At 34.2% G+C, this 24405-nt stretch carries 18 protein-coding genes; 9 read left to right on the forward strand and 9 right to left on the reverse strand.

The window, feature by feature from the left end; genetic code table 11:
- Positions 1 to 137 precede the first annotated feature (137 nt).
- The 3 genes from ACFO3N_RS15385 (at position 138) to ACFO3N_RS15395 (ending at position 8399) form a co-directional block, all read left to right on the forward strand.
- Positions 138 to 5249 carry a translocation/assembly module TamB domain-containing protein gene (locus tag ACFO3N_RS15385; RefSeq protein ID WP_379799079.1) on the forward strand — a complete coding sequence of 1704 codons (5112 nt, stop codon included), beginning with the start codon at positions 138 to 140 and terminating at the stop codon, positions 5247 to 5249.
- A complete protein-coding gene (gene tamL / locus ACFO3N_RS15390; RefSeq protein ID WP_379799081.1) occupies positions 5233 to 7551 on the forward strand; it encodes a translocation and assembly module lipoprotein TamL in 2319 nt (772 codons plus the stop codon). The genes ACFO3N_RS15385 and tamL overlap by 17 nt, the downstream gene beginning before the upstream one ends.
- Before the next feature lie 212 nt (positions 7552 to 7763).
- Complete coding sequence (locus ACFO3N_RS15395; protein WP_379799084.1) at positions 7764 to 8399, forward strand: DUF4230 domain-containing protein; 636 nt, start codon at positions 7764 to 7766, stop codon at positions 8397 to 8399.
- 293 nt (positions 8400 to 8692) lie between these two features.
- Here the strand turns inward: ACFO3N_RS15395 and ACFO3N_RS15400 are convergent, their stop codons facing one another.
- From ACFO3N_RS15400 to ACFO3N_RS15435, 8 genes are all read right to left on the reverse strand, one after another.
- Positions 8693 to 10450, reverse strand: a complete 1758-nt coding sequence (locus tag ACFO3N_RS15400; protein ID WP_379799086.1) for an aromatic amino acid hydroxylase — start codon at positions 10448 to 10450, stop codon at positions 8693 to 8695.
- Between the two features lie 137 nt (positions 10451 to 10587).
- Positions 10588 to 11028, reverse strand: a complete 441-nt coding sequence (locus ACFO3N_RS15405; protein WP_095928724.1) for a hypothetical protein — start codon at positions 11026 to 11028, stop codon at positions 10588 to 10590.
- Between the two features lie 76 nt (positions 11029 to 11104).
- Positions 11105 to 11515 carry a group III truncated hemoglobin gene (locus ACFO3N_RS15410; protein WP_129746285.1) on the reverse strand — a complete coding sequence of 137 codons (411 nt, stop codon included), beginning with the start codon at positions 11513 to 11515 and terminating at the stop codon, positions 11105 to 11107.
- Positions 11516 to 11591: 76 nt separating this feature from the next.
- Positions 11592 to 12836, reverse strand: coding sequence for a threonine ammonia-lyase IlvA (ilvA, locus tag ACFO3N_RS15415; protein WP_379799230.1), 1245 nt, complete (start codon positions 12834 to 12836; stop codon positions 11592 to 11594).
- 329 nt (positions 12837 to 13165) lie between these two features.
- Positions 13166 to 13705 carry a DUF4136 domain-containing protein gene (locus ACFO3N_RS15420; protein ID WP_379799089.1) on the reverse strand — a complete coding sequence of 180 codons (540 nt, stop codon included), beginning with the start codon at positions 13703 to 13705 and terminating at the stop codon, positions 13166 to 13168.
- A gap of 114 nt (positions 13706 to 13819) precedes the next feature.
- Positions 13820 to 15796, reverse strand: a complete 1977-nt coding sequence (locus ACFO3N_RS15425) for a urocanate hydratase (RefSeq protein ID WP_379799091.1) — start codon at positions 15794 to 15796, stop codon at positions 13820 to 13822.
- A gap of 478 nt (positions 15797 to 16274) precedes the next feature.
- On the reverse strand, positions 16275 to 17249 hold the full coding sequence (locus ACFO3N_RS15430; protein WP_379799093.1) for a 2-hydroxyacid dehydrogenase: 975 nt from the start codon (positions 17247 to 17249) through the stop codon (positions 16275 to 16277).
- A gap of 11 nt (positions 17250 to 17260) precedes the next feature.
- The gene (locus ACFO3N_RS15435) at positions 17261 to 17440 is read right to left on the reverse strand and encodes a DUF5522 domain-containing protein (protein WP_095928730.1); all 180 of its coding nucleotides are present in this window, start codon (positions 17438 to 17440) and stop codon (positions 17261 to 17263) included.
- A 115-nt stretch (positions 17441 to 17555) separates the two neighbouring features.
- On the opposite strand from ACFO3N_RS15435, the gene ACFO3N_RS15440 reads away from it, so the two are divergent.
- The 4 genes from ACFO3N_RS15440 (at position 17556) to hemL (ending at position 21106) form a co-directional block, all read left to right on the forward strand.
- Positions 17556 to 17891, forward strand: coding sequence for a hypothetical protein (locus ACFO3N_RS15440; protein WP_379799095.1), 336 nt, complete (start codon positions 17556 to 17558; stop codon positions 17889 to 17891).
- The gene (locus ACFO3N_RS15445) at positions 17888 to 18796 is read left to right on the forward strand and encodes a 1-aminocyclopropane-1-carboxylate deaminase/D-cysteine desulfhydrase (protein WP_379799097.1); all 909 of its coding nucleotides are present in this window, start codon (positions 17888 to 17890) and stop codon (positions 18794 to 18796) included. The genes ACFO3N_RS15440 and ACFO3N_RS15445 overlap by 4 nt, the downstream gene beginning before the upstream one ends.
- Complete coding sequence (locus tag ACFO3N_RS15450) at positions 18789 to 19688, forward strand: glucosaminidase domain-containing protein (RefSeq protein ID WP_379799099.1); 900 nt, start codon at positions 18789 to 18791, stop codon at positions 19686 to 19688. Before ACFO3N_RS15445 ends, ACFO3N_RS15450 begins: the two co-directional genes overlap by 8 nt.
- A gap of 131 nt (positions 19689 to 19819) precedes the next feature.
- The gene (gene hemL, locus ACFO3N_RS15455; protein WP_250833893.1) at positions 19820 to 21106 is read left to right on the forward strand and encodes a glutamate-1-semialdehyde 2,1-aminomutase; all 1287 of its coding nucleotides are present in this window, start codon (positions 19820 to 19822) and stop codon (positions 21104 to 21106) included.
- Positions 21107 to 21152: 46 nt separating this feature from the next.
- On the opposite strand, the gene ACFO3N_RS15460 is transcribed toward hemL, so the two are convergent.
- Positions 21153 to 21593, reverse strand: coding sequence for a hypothetical protein (locus tag ACFO3N_RS15460; RefSeq protein ID WP_379799232.1), 441 nt, complete (start codon positions 21591 to 21593; stop codon positions 21153 to 21155).
- 284 nt (positions 21594 to 21877) lie between these two features.
- Here ACFO3N_RS15460 and ACFO3N_RS15465 point away from each other — a divergent pair, with 284 nt between their 5' ends.
- Positions 21878 to 23347 (forward strand): MFS transporter, encoded by a 1470-nt coding sequence (locus tag ACFO3N_RS15465; protein ID WP_379799101.1) that lies wholly within the window; start codon positions 21878 to 21880, stop codon positions 23345 to 23347.
- 6 nt (positions 23348 to 23353) lie between these two features.
- Entirely contained in the window at positions 23354 to 24403 is a 1050-nt protein-coding gene (locus ACFO3N_RS15470; protein WP_379799103.1) for an MFS transporter, read from the forward strand.
- The last annotated feature ends 2 nt before the right edge of the window (positions 24404 to 24405 follow it).

The raw sequence follows: 24405 nt of genomic DNA on the forward strand, positions 1-24405 counted from the left end.
GCAAAAACAACAATAAAATTTTAGAATAATTCCTCATAATTGTGTAAATTGTTAAGGTTTAAATTTTACATTTTTGTAAAATGTGTAGCTCTGCTTTTTTCAGAAGCAATTTTAATCTAATCCGTTTTTATTGAGGTATGAATAAGAAACCTGTTTATTTTCTTAAAAAAACACTTCGTATCCTTATGTGGTGCGTGGTTTCTGTAGTTGCACTTTTATTACTTCTGATCATTTTAATTCAAGTTCCTTCGGTTCAAAATTTCGTTAAGGATAAAGCGATAAACTATCTTCAGGGCAAGATAAAAACTAAAGTTTCCTTAGATCATATTTCGATAAAATTCCCCAAAGACGTAGTTCTGGAAGGTTTTTATTTTGAAGATCAAAAAAAAGATACTTTGTTGGCAGGTAATCGATTAGAAGTTGATGTCGACCTTTTTAAACTCGTTAGCAGTGAACTCGAAATCAATTCGGTTTCGCTTGAAAATGTAAAAGCCAATATTTCTAGAAACAAACAAGGAGTCTTCAATTTCGATTATATCATCAAAGCATTCGAATCAAAAGAACCAAAAGTTGAAGATCCTAATGCAAAGCCCTTTAAAATTTCGGTTGTAAAAGTAAACCTTGATCAGGTTAAATTTAATTTTAAGGATGATTTCGCTAAAAATGACATTCGTGTAAACCTGACTCATTTTGATACCAAATTCAAAAAATTTGATTTGGATCAGATGGATTTTAATATTCCGAGAATCAATTTAAACGGATTGAAGGTGGTTTTAGATCAGGATGTAGTCGAAAAAATTGCTGAGGTTTCAGTAAAAACGGTTGATACAATTTCGAAGCGTCCAGATTTTAAATTGGCTTTAGATAAAATAACGTTGTCTAAAATCGATATTTTATACGATAATAAAGATTCAAAACTAAATTCTGGCATTCGTTTAGGAAACTTAAATTTAGCTGTAAACGAAATCGATCTAAACAAACAGTTTTTGGATTTTGATACTTTCGAAGTAAAAAATCTAAGCGGAAATCTGCGCTTGGGAGCACAAGACAAGCAAATTGATGCACCCGATTTAGATACTACAGCGATAAAACAAGCAGGTTGGAAAGTAAAATTGAACAAAACAGATTTAGAAAATATTGCTTTCAAATTTGATGATATGCAATCCAAACCTAAAATAAAAGGATTGGATTATGCGCATCTTGATTTGAGTAGATTTAATTTTAAAGCCGAGAAATTATATTATGGAAATGATACCATTTCTGGAAATATTAAAACATTGACTGTTAACGAAAAAAGCGGTTTGCAGATTCAGGCTTTCAAAACCGATTTCTTTTACGGTCCAAAAAATGCTTCTTTAGAGAATTTATATTTAAAAACGCCACAAACTCTTGTTCAAGATAAAGTTAAGGCGCAATATAAATCACTTGAATCGCTCCAGAAAGATTTAGGAAATCTAGCAATTGATGCTAATTTAAAACAATCAAAAATTGGGTTTAAAGACATTCTCTTGTTTGTTCCAGATTTGCAGAAAACAAATCCGTTTAAAAGCAATCCAAATGCGATTTTGTACGTAGACAGTCGCGTGAGCGGAAAAGTAAAAGATTTGACTATTTCGAAATTTGAAATGAGCGGAATAGGAACGACAAAAGTTTCGCTTTCTGGGAAAATCGCTGGGCTTCCGGATGCTCAAAAAGCGTATTATGATTTGAATATCAAGAAGATTTCGAGTACTTCAAAAGACATTAACCTGTTTGTACCTGCGGGAACAATTCCGAAAAATATCCAACTTCCGTCGCAGTTAAGTTTGCAGGGAAAATTTAAAGGTTCAGTTCAAAATTTTAAAACGAATCTGGCTTTAAACAGCAGTTTCGGAAATGCAAAAGTTGATGCGTTATTCGATCAGCGCATTAAGAAAAGAGAAAAATATGATGCAAACGTTTCTTTGCAGGAATTCGATTTGGGACGATTAATAAAAAACGATTCCATCGGAAAAATTACGCTTAAAGCGAAAGTAAAAGGAAACGGTTTAGATCCGAAGACGGCAAATGCTTTTGTAGATGGAATTGTTCAGAAAGCAGTTTTTAACAGATATACCTATAAAGATTTAACGCTGAAAGGAAATATCGAAAACGGTTCTTTTGCTGTAAAATCAGGAATGGAAGATCCTAATTTGAATTTCAATTTAACAGCTTCAGGCGATACAAAAGAGAAATATCCAACCGTAAAACTGAAACTAAATCTGGATATTGCTGATTTAGAAAAGTTAAATCTTCATGCGGGTCCGATGAAACTTCGCGGAAATGTTGATGCTGATATTACCAACAGTAATCCAGATTTTCTGAACGGCAAAGTATTTCTTTCCAACATTCAGATTTTACAAGATGCCGAGCCAATTGTTTTAGATTCAATTCGTGTTTTGGCTTTTGCAGACAAAGACAGCAATTCGATTAAAATTTCGTCTCAATTTTTAAAAGCCGAAGTAACAGGAAAATATAAACTGACGACACTGGCAAATTCGATTCAAAAATCATTATCAAAATACATTGATCTTAAAAATCCAAAGGTTAACGCAGAATCAGAAGAACAAAGATTAGCCTTTACTTTGAAAGTAGATAATGATCCTGTGCTTTTAAAATTATTGCCAAAATTAACGGGCTTAGAACCTTTTAGTATAACAGGAAATTACAATAATCAGACAGATTCTTTGAATGTAAAAGGAACCATTCCAAGAATTGTTTACGGAGGAAATACCATTTCGGACGGAAAAATAAATATCGAAGCCAAAGAAAATGCTTTAGAATACTCGATTTCTGTAGCAACAATTGAAAGCGGCTCGCTTAAGATTCCATTTACAAGTTTATCAGGAAATGTGCACAATAATATTTTGACTTATACTCTTGAAGTAAAGGATGCCAATGAGAAACAGCAATATTTTATTGCAGGTGAATTTAAGGCTGAAGATTCAAAAAACATTGTAAAATTGGACGCTGAAAACTTTATTTTAAATTATGATAAATGGAATGTAGATCCTGAAAACAGGATTGAGTTTGGAGAAAAAAGACTTTATGTCGATAAATTCAATTTGAATAATAACGGAAATGAATTAAAAATTCAATCGCAAGGAACACAGGACAATGCGCCGTTGCAAGTCGATTTTGTGAATTTCAAAATTGAAACCATTATGAATATGGTCAAAAAAGACGAATTGCTGATGCAAGGGTTGATAAACGGAAATGCATTGGTTGAAAATGTGATGACAAACCCAACTTTTACTTCTGACTTAAAAATTGATGATTTTACTTTTAAAGGTTCAAAAGTCGGCGATCTGGAAATAAAAGTTGACAATAAAACGGCAAATACACTTGCTGCAAATGTAGCTTTAAGCGACGAAGGAAATGATTTGAAGCTGACAGGAGATTATTTAATGGATACTGGAAATTTTGATTTTGATGTGGCTATTAATAAGTTAAATATCAAAAGTGTTCAAGGTTTTAGCATGGGGAATATTACTGAAGGTCAAGGATTTTTATCAGGAAATTTTAAGCTTACAGGAAACACTTCTGCTCCAAAAATTAATGGCGAATTGATTTTTAATGATGCTGGTTTTAGAGTGACACAGCTCAATTCATACTTTAAAACTAAAAATGAGAAAATCACTTTTAGCAATGAAACGATCTCATTTGATAAATTCTCTCTTTTCGACGAAAATGACAACGAATTGTACCTAAACGGAACCATTCAGTCTCCAGATTTTGTAAAATACAATTTCAATTTGCTAGTTGAAGCAGACGATTTTAGAGCAATTCATTCAAAAGCAAAAGACAACGATTTGTTTTATGGCGATTTGTTTTTAGATACAAAACTAAACATCAAAGGAAATTTGGATAGTCCAATTGTAGATGGAACGCTTAAAATTAACAAAGAAACCAAATTTACAGTGGTAATGCCTCAGTCTGATCCGTCTATTGCAGATCGAGAAGGAATTGTAGAATTTGTTGATGAAGATAATGCCTATCTCAAACAAACGGTTGATATGAAGAATAAACTGAATCAATCGGAATTGAAAGGAATGGATGTGAATGTTGCTATTTCGATTGATAAAGAAGCAGAATTGACGCTTTTGATTGATAAATCGAATGGAGATTATCTGAATTTGAAAGGTGAAGCAGAATTAGTGGGAGGAATTGATCAATCTGGAAAAACAACTTTGACTGGAAAATATGAATTCTCAGACGGTTCTTATCAGATGAATTTCAACGGAATAAAAAGAAAGTTCGATATTCAGCAAGGAAGTTTTATCACTTGGAATGGTGAGCCAACAATGGCAACTTTAAATATTACAGCCATTTATAAAGTAAACACAGCACCAATTGATTTATTAGGAAGTCAGTTGACAAATCTACCTCCATCGGTTCAAAATACCTATAAACAAAAACTTCCTTTTCAGACTTTATTGAAAATGAATGGAGAATTGTTGAAACCAGAAATCTCGTTTGGAATCGTACTCCCTGAAGGAAATTATAATGTTTCTACGGATGTTGTAGATATGACACAAACAAAACTGAAACAATTAGAGCAAGATCCAGCGGAATTGAATAAACAGGTTTTTGCACTTTTATTGTTAAACCGATTTGTGGGCGAAAATCCGTTTTCTAGCGAAAGCGGCGGCACAAATGCAGAATCTTTTGCTAGACAAAGTGTAAGTAAAATTCTTTCGCAGCAATTAAATAATCTGGCAGGAGATCTTATTACAGGTTTTGAAGTGAATTTTGACTTAGAATCGACAGAAGATTACACAACAGGAACCATGCAAAACAGAACCGATTTGAATGTCGAAGTTTCTAAAAAATTACTAGATGATCGTTTGAAAGTTACTGTTGGAAGCAGTTTTGGAGTAGAAGGACAGGAACGTGCCAACGAAGAAACAACCAACATTGCGGGCGATGTTGCATTAGATTATCAATTGACAAAAGATGGTCGTTATATGATTCGTGCGTATCGTAAAAACCAATATCAGGTTGCTGTAGAAGGTCAGGTAATTGAAACTGGTGTTGCTTTTGTTATCACGATGAGTTACAATATATTTAGAGAACTTTTCCATCGTACAGAAAAAGAGAAGGAATTGATAAAAGAAGATAAAGTCCGTAAGGAAAAAGAAAAACAGAAAAAGAAAGAACAGAAGGAAAAGGAAAAATTGCAGGAGAACGAAGACGAAAAAATAATTGAAGGAAATGAGCAGAAAACATAATCATATAAACCCATTTTATATAAAGTGTATTGCACTGCTTTTCTTATTTTTTGTTGTAGGATGCAGTAATACAAAATACCTTCCAGAGGGAGATTTGCTTTATACAGGAGGTTCCGTGACCATAAAAGATTCGATTATGAAAAAGAAAAATCGAAAAGCACTAGAAAAGGAACTCGAGGGTTTGTTGCGTCCAAAACCAAACAAGCAAATCTTTGGCTTGCGTCCAAAATTATTAATATATAATCTTGCTGGCGAACCTAAAAAAGATAAAGGAACAAGATATTGGTTGAGAAATAAAGTCGGAGAACCGCCAGTACTTTTCAGTCAGGTAGATTTAGATTATAATGCTTCTGTCCTTCGAAATTTTACTGAAAACAGAGGCTATTTTAAAACCCGTGTAAGCGCCGATTCGACTGTTCGAAACAAAAGAGTTACGGCAGAGTATATCGTTACGCCAAGACAGCAATACATTATAAAGAGCGTGATATTTCCAGACGATTCTTTAAAAATGTCAAAGATTATTGCAAAAAGCAGCAGAAGAAGTTTGCTTAAAGTGGGTGCGCCTTATGATTTGGATGTTATTAAAGCAGAAAGAGAAAGAATCGATGCAAGACTGAAAGAGAAAGGCTATTTCTACTTTAATCCAGATTATATTTTGGCCAAAGTAGACAGCAGCAAAGGAGATCACGAAGTAAGAATTAGATTGGTTATAAAAGACGATACGCCAGTAAAAGCTTTAACCACTTATAAAATTGATAAGATTTTTGTGTATCCCAATTATTCTCTAACGAATGATAGTGCGGTTTATCGAAAAAGAAACATGACACAATATAAAGATCTCACGATAATTGATACGACAGAAACTTTCAAACCAAGAATTTACGATCGAACGATTTATTTCAAAAAAGGAGATGTTTACAATCGAAAAGATCATAATTTGACTTTAAACAGATTTGTTAATCTGGGAACATTTAGTTTTGTAAAGAACGAATTTAAACCGTCGGATTCTATTCCGAATGCGTTAGATTCCTACTACTTTCTAACGCTTTTGCCTAAAAAATTTATTCGTGTAGAAGTTATCGGGAAAACCAATTCTGCGAGTTATACCGGTACAGAATTAAATTTAAACTGGAACAACAGAAACTTTTTGCGCGGTGCAGAATTGTTTACCGCTTCGATTTTTGGAGGAGCCGATTTTCAGCTTGGTGGGACAAACAAAGGAAAGAATATTTATAAACTCGGAGGTGAAGTCAGTTTGACCTGGCCTAGATTTATAACGCCTTTTAATATTGAAGGAAATAGCGAATATGTGCCTAGAACTAAGGCAACGCTACGTTACGAATACCAAAAAAGAACACAACTTTATGCTTTAAACTCTTTCAACACTTCTTTTGGATATATGTGGAAAGAGAACATTCGCAAAGAACATCAACTGAATGTTATTGATGTTACATATGTAAGTCCGAATCATGTCACACCAGAATATTTGGAAGACATTAAAACTGATCCAGCACTAGGAAAAGTAATTGAAAAACAATTGATTTTTGGCCCAACGTACAATTATACGTATACCAATACAATGCAAAAACGTAAAAAGAATACCATCTATTTTAATGGTGAATTAGATTTGGCTGGAAATCTAACAGGAGCGATTACTGGAGCCAATATTAAGAAAAATGATACGATAAAAATCTTTGATGTTCCGTTTAGCCAATATGTAAAAATCAGATCCGATTTCAGGCATTATTTAAAACTCGGAAAGGAAAGCGAATTAGCCAGCAGATTGATTGTTGGAGCTGGATTTGCCTACGGAAATTCGAGAACGCTTCCAGCATCTAAACAGTTTGTAGTAGGAGGAACGAATAGTATTAGAGCTTTTAGAGCGAGAACTTTAGGGCCAGGAAGTTATGTGATTCCGCCAAACACAAATGATAATTATACGCCAGATCAATCAGCCGATTTAAAACTGGAATTCAACACCGAATATCGAGCAAAGCTTTTCAGTATTGTAAGAGGAGCAGTATTTTTAGATGCCGGAAACATTTGGTTGTTGCATGCTGACCCGAACAAACCGGGCGCAGAAATCTCAAAAGATTTTATGAAAGAAATTGCCATTGGGGCAGGAGCAGGTTTGCGTTTCGATTTATCGTTTTTAGTTTTAAGAACAGATTTAGCCATTCCGCTTAGAAATCCAGCTTTACCAGACGGACAAAGATGGGTAATTGACAATATTAATTTTGGAAGCAGTTCGTGGAGAAAAGATAACCTGATTTTGAATATCGCTATTGGATATCCTTTCTAAGTTTTTTGCCATTTTTTTCGCCACGAATTCACGAATTTTCGCTAATCTATGCGGATACTTATAATTGAATTTCACAAATTAAATTTGTGAAATGGAAAAATTTATAGATAATGACATTAGCGAAAATTCGTGAATTCGTGGCAGAAAAAGAAACAATTTCGTGGCAAAAAAATTAAAAAAAGGAGTAAATTGGTCTAAAATATTTTAGAAGAATGCAAAACTTGATTAAAAGAATTATAGGTGTTGGAGTTATTGTTTTAATAATTGTTCTGGGGTTTAAATATTGCCAGTTCAAAAAAGAAGACGATTCAGATATTCAGTACAATACTAATTTAATTCAGCAGCAGATTCTTAACGTTGGGAAATTGGTTGTTACAGAAGGGCATTTTTCAGAAGTCATTACCTATAAAAATCAGCAGAAATATTTGATGGACATGATTTCTTTTGAGAAAAAAGCACTTATTGTGGTTAATGCAAATGTTACAGTCGCTTACGATCTGCATCAGATGAAATATGATATTGATGAGAAAAACAAAACCATTACGATTTTAAACATTCCAAAAGAAGAAATTACCATAAACCCAGATATTCAGTTTTATGATGTTGAACAAAGTAAACTGAATCCTTTTACGGGTGATGATTACAATAAAATCAACAAATCTGTAAAAGCCAATCTGGCTAAGAAAATCGAAAAATCTACCCTAAAAACCAACGCCCAAAACCGATTAATAAGCGAATTGTCTAAGATTTTAATCATGACGAATTCAATGGGATGGAAACTGCAATACAATGGAAAAACTATTGAATCGGAAACGGAGTTGACTCAGGATTTGAATTCAAAGTTGTAAAAAAGAATCTCGCAAATACGCAGAGCCGCAAAGAATTTTTGCCACAGATTAAAGGATTAAATGATTTTTTGAATTGCCTCCTGCTTTAGCTGGAGGTATTCATCAAGAAATTGAAAAAGGCTTTATTTTCCTCCATCTAAAGCAGGAGGCAATTTAATATATAATTCTATCTTTTAATCTAATAAAAGAAACTTAGTAAGCTTTTAAAAAGTAAAAAACTTTGCGACTCTGCGTCTTTGCGAGATTAAAAAATTAAGAATAAAACCTTCGCGCCTTCGTGCCTTTGTGGCAAATCAAGCAATAGAACGATCAAAAATCAAATCCAATCCACCAGAAATTAAATGCGCAATTTCGGGACGTCTTTCTTTCAATTGATCCAGATATACCAAAACTTCTTGCAAAAGCTGTTTCTCATCTGAATCTTTCAAAAGCTCGGCAATTTCGATATTTAACAGCCAGTCATTTGAATGATTACTTTTGACTTTTTCAAAAACCGATTTCAATTCCGATTTAGAGTCATTATTATTTCTTATGTTTCTAACTGTAGCATATAAAACTTCCAATTCATCACGTTCCTCAGTATGTTTCGCTTTAATTGTTTTTGTTGAAGGAACAATATTAATTAAATCAAAACTATTCACATCGGCTGGGCCAGAGAATGCAGAAATCACTTTTTTACCAATTGCCATATCATAATTGCCCCATTCAGGCTGAAACAAAATAGTTTCTCCATGAGTAACGGTACAATTTTTAAAACTAATTAGAATGATTTCTCCATGTAAGTTCCTAGAACCTGTAATGATTTCGCCCTCCACAATAATATTGCCTTCAAATTCCAGTTTTACAGTTTCGTTTTCTACAATACTGTAAGCCTGTAAATCTTTCGGACTCATATCTTCAATCGCCAGATTAAAACCTTTTAGTTTCCCGATCGGACTTCCAAATCCATGCGGATGCGTTAAAGTTCCGTGACCAACTAATTCTTTTTCGCGGTAAGAAAGAGCTGTTTTTCCAGTAGTCTGAATGTAAACTGGTTTTCCTTCTTCTTCAATTACATTGGTAAAAACTCCAGAAATTTGTAAACCTGTACTTAATTCTATTGTTCCTAAAGCATTCGATTGAATCAGTTTCTGGATACCCGACAAACCTCCAGTTCGTAAAGCCATTTTATTTGCAAATTCTTCCAAAATCAAACTCAAATAAGAGAAATTTGGCGTTACATATAGCTGAGGTTGCAATTGAGTAATATCAAAATTCTGATTGGCTGCAGAAATATCATACGGAATTTTCTTCACATTATCAGTCATGCACCAAGCGCTTTCTCCAATAGAAGAAAGTAATCCCGCACCATAAATTTTTGGATTTTCAACCGTTCCAATCAAACCGTATTCAACGGTCCACCAGTGCAGGTTTCGAATTTGAGCCATTTCAGATAATTCGCCCATGTTGTTTTGCAAATCGGCAACCGCTTTTTCGGCCTCATCGATTTTTTCTTGTGGCGTATCTTCTGCTTCTTTTAAAATAGAAAGCAGACGAATCGCTTCATACATTTGATAATCTTTATGAGAAGAAATCGCTTTACAGCCAATTTCGCCAAAACGTCTTAAATATTCGGCATATTCTGGATTGGCAATAATAGGAGCGTGACCTGCACCTTCGTGAATGATGTCTGGAGCAGGAGTATATTCAATATGTTCTAATTGTCTAATGTCTGAAGCAATAACCAAAACATTATAAGCTTGAAATTCCATAAAAGCATTTGGCGGAATAAAGCCATCAACTGCAACCGCAGCCCATCCAATTTCACTTAGAATTCGGTTCATGCCGTACATGCTCGGAATAGAATCAATTTCGATTCCTGTTTTACGCAAACCTTCTAGATAAGAATGATGCGCAACTTTAGAAAGATAATCTACATTTTTGCGCATAACATATCGCCAAACCGCTTGATTGATAGGAGTGTAATCACTATAATCTTGAGGTTTAATAAATTGCTGTAAATGTTTCGGCAATCTCTCTAATAACGGATTGGTTTCAATATTTGGATTCATTTCGAAAACGTTGTCGATTAAAATGTAAAATTACGAATTTAAGACTCGATTTTTTATCATCAATCATAAAATTTTTATTCGAAATTGACTTTTATTGCATTTTTGTAGATTTTTAAAGAACTGTAATAAATGCGATTTTAGCAGTCGTTATTATCAAAACTTACTCTTTCCATCGTTTGTTGATAGTTTTCAATCTCTTTTTTGGTCATTGGAGTTTCTTTTACCTCTACTTTCAATTGTTTTTTAGCATCAGGGCTAATCCATAAACCGGTGAAAGTATTTCCGCTTTTCTGTAAGATTAAAACACCACTGAAATTGTGTTCAACCATAACAAACTCATTTTCTTTCTTTTTGTTTTGAGTAGGATAAATTTGAATCCAATTTTTTGATTTATTGTAGCGATACATTGCCGCATAGCTTAAATCGGCATTACATTGATTTTCTGATGTCTGAATGTAAAGTGTAATCGGGGTTTTTCCGTCGACAGTTCCTTTGTATAAATTAGAAGCTGGTGTTTGTGCTGATAATTGGTTTAAAAATGAGAAACAAATTGCAATAAAGAAAATAACTTTTTTCATAAATAAAAGAATATAGATTTGGGTTTAATTCATTTTATCAAATATAAAGTTCTGCTTTTTAATTGAAGGAAATTTTTTAAGATTTTTTTATTGCATTTCTCATTTCATTTTCTGCATTTCTAAAATACTCAATTTTATGGCTAAACATAAAAGCCATATTCGTAGCGCGCATTTTGGCTTCTTCGGTTATTGGTCCTGCAAATTGCGAATCGATTGTCGAATTAAAAATGGCGATCCAACGGTCAAAGTGCGTTTTGTCAACTGGTAACTGTTTATGAGGAGGAAATGGGGTTCCAGAATAAGCGCGAACATCAAATAAAATAGTTTGCCAAAAATTGTACATTTTTTGCAGATGAGGTTCCCAGCGATCTTGCAGTTTATCATTAAATATCGGACCAATTAAATCATCTTTTCGAACATTCGCATAAAAGCTGTTAACCATTTGCTGAATGTCTTCTATTGTCGAAATATCTTTTAAAGCTGTCATTTTTTTAGTTTTAAAGTAAATGCAAAAATACGATAACTTCTTTTTTGTTTTCTGACATTTATCATTTTAGACAAGATTATCCAATTAACTGCGTAAATAAATCTTGATTATCATTCAGGTATTGAAACTCAAAACCATTTTCGGTCATTTTTAATTTAATAGGCATAATGTCGTTTTTGTTTTTCAATTCTAAACCAACGACAACAGAACCAACTTCGCGACTATTTTTCTTAGCAAACTGGAAATACGTGATGTCATCATCTGGGCCTAAAATATTATTGACAAATTCTTTTAAAGCTCCTGGACGCTGTGGAAACTGAATCATAAAATAATGCATCAAACCTTCATAAAGTAGAGAGCGCTCTTTTATTTCGGCAGTTCTTTCAATGTCATTATTGCTTCCGCTAACAATACAAACTACATTTTTTCCTTTAATTTTAGCTGCATAAAAATCTAAAGCTGCAATTGTTAATGCTCCTGCTGGTTCAACAACCATTGCTTCTTCATTATACAATCTTAAGATTGTAGTGCAGACTTTTCCTTCGGGAACTAGAATTATATCTTCCAGATTATAACGGCAGATTTCAAAAGTTTTATCTCCAACTTGTTTTACAGCAGCTCCGTCTACAAATTTGTCAATTGTTTTTAGTGGCGTATTTTTGTTTTCTTCAATCGAAGTTTTCATCGAAGGAGCGCCTTTTGGTTCAACTCCAATTATTTTGGTATGCGGACTTAAATGCTTGAAAACCTCAGATAAACCAGAAGCCAGTCCGCCGCCACCAATTGGAACAAAAACATAATCGATAGGTTCTTTACAGCTTTCTAAGATTTCTAACCCTACAGTTCCCTGTCCAGCAATTACTTTTTCATCATCAAAAGGGTGGATAAATGTTTTATGATTTTTGATAGCATCAGCAGTTGCAGAAGCATAAGCGTCATCAAAAGTATCTCCAGTTAAAACAATTTCAACAAACGATTTTCCGAATAGCTGAACTTGTTTTACTTTTTGTTTTGGAGTTGTTTTAGGCATATAAATTTTGCCTTGAATCTTTAAAAGATTGCAAGAATAAGCAACACCTTGAGCATGATTTCCGGCACTGGCGCATACAATTCCGTTTGCTTTTTCTTTTTCATTTAACGAAGAAATCTTATTGTAAGCGCCCCGAATTTTATACGAACGAACAATTTGTAAATCTTCTCTTTTTAATAAAATAGTAGATTCAAATTCGTCTGAAAGATTCAAATTTTGGGTTAGAGGAGTAGCGGCAACTACATTTTCCAGCTGCTTTTGGGCATTAAGTACTTCGTTAAATAAACTCATCATGTTTTGTTTTTAACTTTTTTGCCACAGATTAAAAGGATTAATATGATTTTTAATCTGTGAAATCTGTGGCAAAAAAAAATATTTGTTTTAAACTTTCTTAAAAATAAAAAACCTCCCAATTGGGAGGTTTCTATAAATTATATTTTACAAACTTATATAACACCTCGCCACTATTGCACAATTGCAATAATGCTAATAATAGCGATAATAATGTTGTTAAAGTTTTTCATTTTTTTGGCTGATTGAATAGCAAATGTACTTATTTTTTTCGAGGTAATAAACAGCGGTTTTGAAAATACTGAATACTAAATACTGAAAACTGAATACTACTTTCTAACTGGCGGATATTGAGCTAAAATTTTGCCTACAAATTCAGCAATTTTTTCATCTTTTTTATCGATGTTTCTTGTCAAAGTTCCAACACCTTCGCCTTGCCAGATCATTTCTTTCTTTTTAGCATCGATCAAATCAATGTATAAAGTCCCTTCAGTAGAAGTAGACACGGTAGTCTGGTTACCACCATACATCATATAAGGATTCCAACCCCAGCCCCAGCCGTAACCCCAGCCAGCACTAAATTGGTTTACATCTACTTGCTCTCTTGATTTTGTAAAAATATTGATCAGTAAATCTGGATTGTCGCTTTTGGTAAAGCCTTTTGCCTGCATTTGATCATCAATAGCGCGTAAAATTCTTCTTTTATCTAAGTCTGATATTTCAACCTTGTCAATTCCGGGCTTAAAGTAAGCGTATGTTTTATAAGGCGCAAAATCGACAGTTTTGTCATAATCAGAATAAACAGTCACAGTACTGCAAGAAGTTAGTATCAGCAGTAACAAAAACGGAATTAACTTTAGTGTTTTCATATATTCAAAAATTAAATGTTCTTTTTTAAGTCTGTCAGGCTGAGCGGAGTCGAAGCCCTTTCGTTGTTGTAAACCTCCAAATTCTCAGGACGCTCAGGATGACATTACGTTATTTTAAAGCAAACTTTCGTCGACTAAATTGGGTAAAGTCACTTTTAATAAAGGCTCAACTTCCATGGCTCTTTTTATGGCAAAAACAGCACCTTCATTTCGAGCCCAGCTTCTTCTTGAAATTCCGTTGTTAACATCCCAGAAAAGCATTGATGCTAAACGTTTTGAAGCTTCTGTAGAACCATCAAGAACCATACCAAATCCGCCGTTTATAACCTCGCCCCAGCCAACGCCGCCGCCATTGTGTATAGAAACCCAAGTTGCTCCTCTAAAGCTGTCACCAATCACATTATGAATTGCCATATCGGCCGTAAAACGAGATCCGTCATAAATGTTGGAAGTCTCTCTATAAGGAGAATCGGTTCCTGAAACATCGTGATGATCGCGTCCTAAAACGACAGCGCCAATTTCACCTTTTGCGATTGCCTGATTAAAAGCTTCTGCAATCTTGATTCGGCCTTCGGCATCTGCGTAAAGAATACGAGCTTGAGAACCTACAACCAATTTATTTTCCTGTGCGCCTTTAATCCATTTAATATTATCCTGCATTTGCTGCTGAATTTCATTTGGAGCGGTTTCAGCCATTTTTTCCAAAACTTCGCAAGCAATTGCATCTGTTTTTAATAAATCTTCTGGTTTCCCTGAAGTACAAACCCAACGGAAAGGACCAAATCCATAATCAAAACACATTGGTCCCATAATATCCTGAACGTAACTAGGATATTTAAAATCGATATAATTTTCGGCCATTACATCGGCTCCTGCGCGAGAAGCTTCTAATAAAAAGGCATTTCCGTAATCAAAAAAGTAAGTTCCTTTTGCGGTGTGTTTGTTAATAGCATCTGCGTGACGGCGTAAGGTTTCCTGAACTTTTTCTTTAAATAATTCTGGATTATTGGCCATCAAATCATTTGCTTCTTCAAACGAAATTCCAACCGGATAATAACCTCCAGCCCACGGATTATGAAGTGAAGTCTGGTCTGAACCTAAATCAATCTTGATGTTTTCCTGATCAAAACGCTCCCAAACGTCCACGACATTTCCTAAATAAGCAATGGAAACGGTTTCTTTATTCGCTTTCGCTAAAGTTACTCTGGCAACCAATTCGTCTGTAGAAGTTACCACTTCATTAATCCATCCTTGTTCGTGACGGATTTTAGTAATTTTCGGATTTACCTCAGCACAAACCGTAATGCAACCTGCAATATTTCCTGCTTTTGGCTGTGCACCCGACATCCCGCCAAGACCAGAAGTTACAAATAAACTTCCTTCAGGATTTTGTTTTATTTTTCTAAAACCATTTAAAACCGTAATTGTCGTTCCGTGTACAATTCCTTGAGGGCCAATGTACATATAACTTCCAGCTGTCATTTGTCCGTATTGCGAAACTCCCAATGCATTCATTTTTTCCCAATCGTCAGGTTTCGAGTAATTCGGAATCACCATTCCGTTAGTAACCACAACTCTTGGCGCTTCTTTATGAGAAGGAAATAATCCCATTGGATGCCCTGAATACATGGTTAAAGTCTGCTCGTCTGTCATTTCAGACAAATACTGCATTGTCAATAAATATTGTGCCCAGTTTTGGAAAACGGCACCGTTTCCGCCATACGTAATCAATTCATGAGGGTGCTGCGCCACAGCATAATCCAAATTGTTCTGAATCATGTGCATAATTGCTTTCGCTTGCAATGATTTTCCTGGATATTCGTCAATTGGTCTTGCGTACATTTTGTAATCTGGACGAAGACGGTACATATAAATACGGCCATAAGTTTCTAATTCTTCTGAAAATTCAGGAATTAATTCGGCGTGATGTTTTGGATCAAAATAACGCAAAGCATTTTTCAGCGCCAGCTTTTTTTCTTCTGCCGAAAGAATTTCTTTTCTTTTCGGAGCATGATTGATTGCTGGATCATAAGCCTGCTTTGGTGGTAGTATAGAAGGTATTCCTTGTTGTATTTGTTCTTTGAAAGTCATTTTTTTTAAGATTCTAAGATGCTGAGATTCTAAGTTACTAAGATATTGAGCTTAGATTAACAACAGATTAATTTTTGTTTTTTTAATTATGCCGCCCCGCTGGGGCTTAAATGTGATTGACGGTTAATTGCTTCTATAAATATTTAGCTCCTCTGGAGCTGATAAAAAAAGCCTTGGAAAGGCGAAATATTTATAGAAAAACAATAACCCCAATATAAAAGCTCCAGAGGAGCGAAATATTAGCCGACGAAATTAGATTTAAAATTTATTTTAATTACCTCATTTTCAAATTGACTCATTGGCAAATTGTCACATTTTCTAATTAAAATGAACTAGGGATAACGGATATCCGACCTATGATACGATTTGTAAATCGTAATCTTAAACTTTCTTGAACGAATATCCATTTATAATTTTAGATTTTAGATTTTAGATTGTTGATTTTAAATTGGAATTTGGAATTTAAAAAATTGGAATTTTAAATATAAATTTCCTCATTAACACAAAACGGCATTTTTTTATTTTCAAAAAGCGCAATAATATTTTGAGCCGCGCAAATCGCCATTGTATTTCTAGCTTCATAAGTTGCAGAGCCAATATGTGGTAAAATGCAACAATTAGGAAGTGATAATAACGGATTGTCTGATTTCATTGGTTCAGGATTGGTAACATCCAATCCTGCGCCCCAGATTATACTATTCGTTAGCGCCTCAAATAAATCATTTTCATTTTGAAATTTTCCTCTTGCAGTGTTGATGAAAATCGAATTAGATTTCATTTTAGCAAAAGCATTTTTATTGAAAATTTCGTTATTTTCTTCTGTATAATTCGAATGAACACTTAAAACATCACTTTCTGCAAGTAACGTTTCAAAATCTACATATTTCGCATCCAATTCTTTTTCGGAAATTTCATTATGAGAACGATTGTGGTAAATTATGTTCATTCCGAATGCGGCCTTACATTTTTTAGCCATTTCAAAACCAATTCTTCCCAAACCGAAAATCCCCAGTGTTTTACCGTAAAGTTCCTGTCCTAAATTTGCCAAAGGGTCAAAACTACCCCAATCATTGTTTAAAATTCTTTTATGATTGAAAAATGACTTTCTCGCAACACTTTGCATCAATAAAAAAGCCACATCCGATGTAGCTCTGCTTAAAACGTCGGGCGTATTTCCAACAGGAATTTTTCTGCTGTTTGCCGATGGAATATTGACAGAATCAAATCCGACAGAAAATAAAGCGATTCCTTTTAAATTAGGACATTGTTGAAAAAAATCTTCATCAAAATTGTTTGCTCCAACATTCAGCAGTGCATCATGTTCTTGGCAGATTTTTATAAACTCTTCTCTTGACAACACATTTTCTGTTGGATTTATTGTAAAGGTAATGCCTTTGTCTTGAAGCAATTTAATGCCAGCTTCTGGTATATTTTTATTGATAAAAACCTTCATCTTGTGGTATTCTAATTTTTATTTATTCTTCCTGTTTTTTTATCATATCCGTACGGACAGTGGCGACAACCGCTTTTGCAACAATAACCACGTTTTAAATGATGTTTTTCAGTAAAGCATTTGTAACCTTCGGGCGTATAGTAAAAATCTTCGCCTTCGATTAATTTATTTTCATTACTTTGCTCTTTCATAAATCTGCTTCGGGTTCTTTTTCGGATAAACTAAAATCAAAAATATAAATATTTGATTATGATTTTATTGAAATCGAACAATTTTATAGGTACAAATTTATAAATTTTACAGCCAATGTTTCTGATTGTTGCTAAATATTTAATTCCGAAAGGGTATCGAGGAATGGCTTTATTTCCTTTCGTTTTAGTTAAATATGATTTTGATAAAGCAAACGGGACTTTTGTAAATCATGAAAAAATACATTTGAGACAACAGCTAGAAATGCTAGTTCTGCCATTCTTTATTTGGTATGTTCTGGAATTTTTAATTCGTTTAATTCAATACAAAAACAAAGATGTAGCGTATAGAAATATTAGTTTTGAAAGAGAAGCTTACACAAAAGAAACCGATTTAAATTATCTGAAAAACAGATCTTTTTTCCAGTTTCTACATTACATTAAATTAAAATGAATCCAGTTTTCAATCAATCCATCAATATTCAATTTCCGAATGATATTTCGTTGACTATAAAGCGTGAAGATCTCATTCATCCTTTTGTTTCGGGGAATAAATTTAGAAAACTTAAATACAATTTACTTCAGGCGAAAGCCGAAAATAAAACCACTTTACTGACTTTTGGCGGAGCATTTTCCAATCATATTGCAGCAGTTGCTTATGCGGGAAAAGAACAAGGTTTCAAAACCATCGGAATAATTCGAGGCGATGAACTTTTAGATAAAATAGAAGAGAATCCAACTTTGAAATTTGCCCAAGAAAACGGAATGCAATTTGAATTTGTTTCAAGAGAAGAGTATCGTTTGAAAGGTGAAAAATCTTTTATACAAAAGTTGAAAGATAAATTTGGAGATTTTTATTTGGTTCCAGAAGGAGGTACAAACGAATTGGCAGTAAAAGGTTGCGAGGAGATTTTAACAGAACAAGATTTGACTTTCAACTACGTTTGCTGTGCAGTTGGAACAGGCGGCACGATTTCGGGATTAATTAATAGTTCGCTGCAAAATCAGAAAATTTTGGGCTTTCCAGCGTTAAAAGGTGACTTTTTAACCGATGAAATTCGTATTTTTGCAAAAAAAGATAACTGGAATTTAATTTCTGACTATCATTTTGGAGGTTATGGAAAGATAAATTTAGAATTAATCGAATTTATTAATGCTTTTTTTGAAGAAAATAAAGTGCCCTTAGATCCAATTTATACAGGAAAGATGGTTTTTGGCGTTATAGATTTAATCAGCAAAAATTATTTTCCTGCACATTCAAAAATTCTACTCATTCACACAGGCGGATTGCAGGGAATTGACGGAATGAATATAAAGTTGAAGCAGAAGAAATTACCAATACTAAAAACCAATGATTAAAAAAATTGTATTACTTCTCGTAATATTAGCTTTAGCAAGCTGCTCTTCTAGTAAGCCTGCTATCGCGACGACTAAAAAAGCGGCAGCAGTTCAATCTCGAACGGCAGCGACAAAAAGAAGTACTCCTGTTAAGCCAATCGGTAAAAATTACCCTTCTACAAATAATACAACTGAGGTTATTGAATCTACTTCCAAAACAGTTGTTACCAGCGATTTGATTACTAATTATGTGTTGCTGTACAAAGATATTGCAATGGGAAACATGAAAACGTACGGAATTCCAGCGAGTATTATTCTGGCGCAAGGAATTTTAGAATCGGGCGCAGGAAGAGGAGATTTGGCTGTAGATGCTAATAATCATTTTGGTATAAAATGTCATAATGATTGGTTAGGAGAAAGTGTTCGCCACGACGATGATTCGGCTCAGGAATGTTTCAGAAAATATCCTCAGGCATCAGAATCTTATAGAGATCATGCTTTGTTTTTGGTTGGAAAAAAACGATATGCAACGTTATTTACCTACGAAAAAGACGATTATAAATCTTGGGCAAAAGGATTAAGAGCAGCTGGTTATGCAACAGATCCGAAATATCCAGACAAGTTAATTAGTTATATTGAACGTTATAATCTACATCAATATGATTGTCAGGTGACAGGAAGAAACTATGTGCCAATTAATACTTCGGCTCCACCAAAAAAATCATCTTATGATGTCGCTTCTGATCCAAAGATCAATATGAATCAATACGATCCAAATTCATACGAAGTTCAAAAAGGAGATACATTGTATTCGATTTCAAAGAAATTCAATTTATTGGTTGAGGATTTAAAAAGAAAAAATAATCTGACTGATAATGCCATTTCGATTGGGCAGAGGCTTAAGGTTAAGTAATTAAGTGGTCAAGTTTTAGTGTTCAGTCTCAGTGGCAGTTTTCAGTTCTGTTGAAATTAATCTAGAAATTAAAATAGGTTTTCAGTTTTAATCTAAAATCTGAATTCTAAAATCTAAAATCTAAAATAAGAATGTTATATAAAAGAAGTAGTCAGCTTTTTGCTGAAGCAGAAAAAGTAATTCCGGGAGGAGTAAATTCACCAGTTAGAGCCTTTAAAGCAGTTGGCGGAACTCCGATTTTTGTAAAAAGTGCCAAAGGTGCTTATTTATATGATGAAGACGGAAACAAATTAATAGATTACATCAACTCTTGGGGGCCAATGGTTTTAGGTCATGCTTATCAGCCAGTTGTTGATGCTGTAATCGAAAAAGCAAAACTGGGAACTTCATTTGGAATGCCGACAGAATTGGAAACTGAAATCGCTGCTTTGGCAGTTTCTATGGTTCCAAATATTGATAAAATACGTTTTGTAAATTCTGGTACAGAAGCTTGTATGAGTGCAATTCGTTTGGCTCGAGGATTTACAAAAAGAGATAAAATTGTAAAATTTGCAGGTTGTTACCACGGACATTCGGATTCATTTTTGATTCAAGCAGGAAGTGGAGCCGTAACTTTTGGTTCGCCAAATAGTCCTGGTGTAACAGAAGGAACAGCAAAAGATACTTTGTTAGCCAAATACAATGATTTAGAGAATGTAAAAACTTTAATCGAAGCTAATAAAGGAGAAATCGCTGCGATTATCATTGAAGCAGTTGCAGGAAATATGGGATGTATTCCTCCTCAAGAAGGATTCTTGCAAGGTTTAAGAGATCTGTGTACTGCAAACGGAATCTTATTGATTTTTGATGAAGTAATGACAGGTTTCCGTTTGGCTCGCGGTGGTGTTCAGGAATTATATGGAATTGATGCTGATATTGTAACTTTCGGAAAAGTAATTGGTGGCGGATTGCCAGTTGGGGCTTTTGCGGCACGAGAAGAAATTATGAATTATTTAGCGCCTCTTGGACCAGTTTACCAAGCGGGAACATTATCTGGAAATCCGTTAGCAATGGCAGCGGGATTGGCAATGCTAAAAGCACTTGATTCTGACAGAGAAGTTTTTACTCGTTTAGAAGAAAAAACAGCTTATTTAGAAGCGGGAATTGATAGAGTTTTAAAAGCAAATAATGTTGCGTTTACAATCAATAGAGTTGGTTCTATGATCTCGGTTCACTTTGATGCCAATCCAGTTACCGATTTCCAAACTGCTGCAAAAGGAGACAACGAAACATTCAAGAAATTCTTCCACGGATTATTGCAAGAAGGAGTTTACATCGCGCCATCTGCATACGAAACGTGGTTTATTACAGATGCATTGACTTACGAAGATTTAGATTTTACAATCAATGCAATTGATAAAGTATCAAAAACATTTTAAATAACAAAAAAGAGGCTTTAAAAGCCTCTTTTTTTTATGCATCAAATTAGATTTTATCTTTTTTGTGCTCTTTCATTTTATCCCTCATTTTGTCTTTTTTCTCTTCTTGAAGGGTTTTCCATTTTGTGTATTGATCAGCTTTTAAGATCGATTTCATTTTAGCATCATTTGCTGCAACTTCGTCTTCCATTTGTTTTTTGAAAGCCGCTTTTTCTTCAGCAGTTGGTTTTGTGTTGCTATCCTTTTTTTCTTTTCTAGCTTCTCTAAATTTTTCAGCTTTTGCACTTCTATCTGCTAAAAGTTGCTTTACCTGTGCTTGCTGACTAGCATCTAAACTTAATTCTGTAGTCAGTTTTTGAAGCTGTTTCTCATTACGCTGTTCCGGAGTCATTCTCTCTCTTTGCTCACGCGCCGGTTTTTGATCCGTTTCTTGTGCAAAACTTGCTATTCCAACAAATAACATAGCTGCAATAAATAATTTTTTCATATTCAAGTTTTTTAATTGTTTACAGATTAGACTTTATTAATTAAAACAGGTTTAATCACTCTTTTGAAATTGTGTTTTATTTAACAGATTGATTACCAGTTTTTCTAAGAATGAATTTAAATAAGATTATTATAACGCTAAATATTTGACAGTAAGTGCTTTGCTTTGGATATTTTTTTTAACTTTAGTAAACTATTGCTTTTTTGTTGTTTAGTAAAAGCAATTTCCATGATTCCCATATTTCAGTAATAGATTTTCAAAAACACAATTTAATACTTTATTCTATGGCAGATCTTTCCCAAGCCCACCGCATCCTTTTTTTAAACACTTTGGCATTTGCAATCTGTTTTGCATGCTGGACACTCAACGGAGTACTGGTCACTTTTTTAGTTGATAAGGAAATTTTTAACTGGAGTGTTGTACAGATCGGCTGGCTTTTAGGGATTCCTGTTCTTACAGGATCGATTATGAGATTGCCAATGGGAATTTTAACTGATAAGTTTGGAGGTAAAATTGTGCATTCTGCTTTATTGATTTTGGCCTCAATTCCATTGTTTCTTTTACCCTTTGCAACTTCTTTTACTGTTTTTGCCATTTTAAGTTTTTTATTCGGAATGGTCGGAACTAGTTTTGCTGTAGGCGTAGCATCAACTTCTGTTTGGTATCCGAAAGAATGGCAGGGAAGGGCTTTAGGAATTTTCGGAATGGGAACTGCAGGAGCCTCAATTACACCATTTCTTGCACCTTCTTTATTAAGTACATTTTCAGAAAGCGATCCCGAAAATGGTTGGAAATGGCTGCCTATTCTCTACGGTTCTGCTTTATTATTGATGGGAATTGTATTTCTGATTTTTGCCAAAAACAAAAAAATCGAAGCACAGTCCAAAACGGTAAAACAATTATTACAGCCTTTAAAGAGTGTGCGTGTTTGGCGTTTCGGAACTTATTATTTCTTAGTATTTGGGTCGTTTGTTACTTTCTCACAATGGCTTCTGCCAAATTTTATGAATGTCTATCACACTACTTTAGTTTTAGGGGGAATCTTTACTTCTTGTTTTAGTTTGCCTGCAGGTGTCGTACGTGCTTTTGGAGGTTTTTTATCGGATAAATTCGGGGCTAGAAAAGTGATGTATTGGGTTTTGAGTTCTTCAGTTGTTTTAAGCTTTTTACTATTATTTCCGAAAATGGATATTACAACATCAGGAAGCGGGTTATTATCTAGCAAAGCAGGAACAGTTACGTCTGTAGCGCCAGATAAAATAGTAATAGATAATAAAGAATATAACATCGCCCAGAAAGACGAAAGTCAGCCGCATTCTAAATTTTTTCCATCCAAAAAAACATGGCAGGAAGTGGTTGTAGAGCAAAACCAAAAAGTGCAAAAGAAAGATTTATTGGCAGAAGGAATTACACAAATTCATTTTGAAGCCAATATGTGGGTGTATTTGGTTTTGGTTATTCTAATAGGAATTTCGTGGGGAATTGGTTCTGCTGCTGTTTACAAACATATACCAGATTATTTTCCTAATGAAGTGGGAGTAATTGGCGGAATGGTCGGACTCTTAGGTGGTTTAGGCGGATTCTTCGGGCCTATTATTTTCGGGTATTTATTATCATTTACAGGATTCTGGACGAGCTCGTGGCTTTTTATTCTGGCATTATCTCTAACTTGTTTAATATGGATGCATCGTGTAATTGTGAAAATGACAAAAGAAAAACTGCCTGAAATGGCTAAAGATATTGATCGAAAATAATCTGTCATGAAAGAAAAAACATTTAATACAAAAGCTTTATTAATTGCAACGGCCGCTTCGGTTTTTATGGTCGTATTGGTTTTCTATGGATCAAGAAAATTGCAAAATTTTGATGCGGCTTTGGTTACCTATCTGTTCGGAACTCTGTTTGCATTTTTCGGAGTTGTGTATCGCTATACGGTTTGGCTGCAACGCCCGCCAACTTGGATGTATTTCAAACGCGGCATTCATTTTCTCTTTACAGGAAAAGTATTTTCGCATTTGTGGTTCTTAGGAAAAGAATCAGTTCAGAATATTGCTTTTCAGAAATTCATTTATCCAAGAGGAAAATACAGATGGCTGGCTCACTTTTGTATTGCAATTGGCTGTTTTTCGGCTTTTGCTATTACTTTCCCGCTCACATTTGGATGGATCCATTTTACTTTGGCACCCAATTCTATTTCAGTTTATGAAGCTCATTTTTTTGGTTTTAAAGTAATGGATTTCAGATTGGATTCTATCATGGCATTTCTGACTTTCCATGCCTTAAACTGGTCTTCTTATCTGGTTATTTTTGGATCTCTTTATTATTTAAGAAGACGTTTAACCAATCCAGGGTTAATTGCCACACAGACTTTTGAAGGCGATTTACTGCCACTTCTTTTATTAATTGCAATTTCGGTTACAGGTTTATGTCTAACCTATTCTTATCAGTTTATGAAAGGATTCGCGTATGATTTTCTAGCCGTAATTCATGCCGTAACGGTTATTATGTTTTTGATATGGATTCCCTTTGGAAAGTTCTTCCACATCATTCAGCGACCGGCTCAAATTGGAGCGCATATTTACAAAAAGGAAGGAATGAAAAAAGGAATGGCAATCTGTAAAGAAACAGGAAAACCTTTTGCAACACAGCTTCATATTGATGATTTAAAAATTGTAACCAAACAATTGGGTTTTGATTTTAGTGATGATGAAGGAAATTCACACTTGGATTTAAGTCCCGAAGGAAAACGAGATCGTTTGGCAAAAGCACATTTAAAAGCAAGAATCGAAGGCGGAAATTTATTTGGATAAAA

This window comes from Flavobacterium chungangensis (assembly GCF_042654045.1).
GTDB classification, from domain to species: Bacteria; Bacteroidota; Bacteroidia; order Flavobacteriales; family Flavobacteriaceae; genus Flavobacterium; species Flavobacterium chungangensis.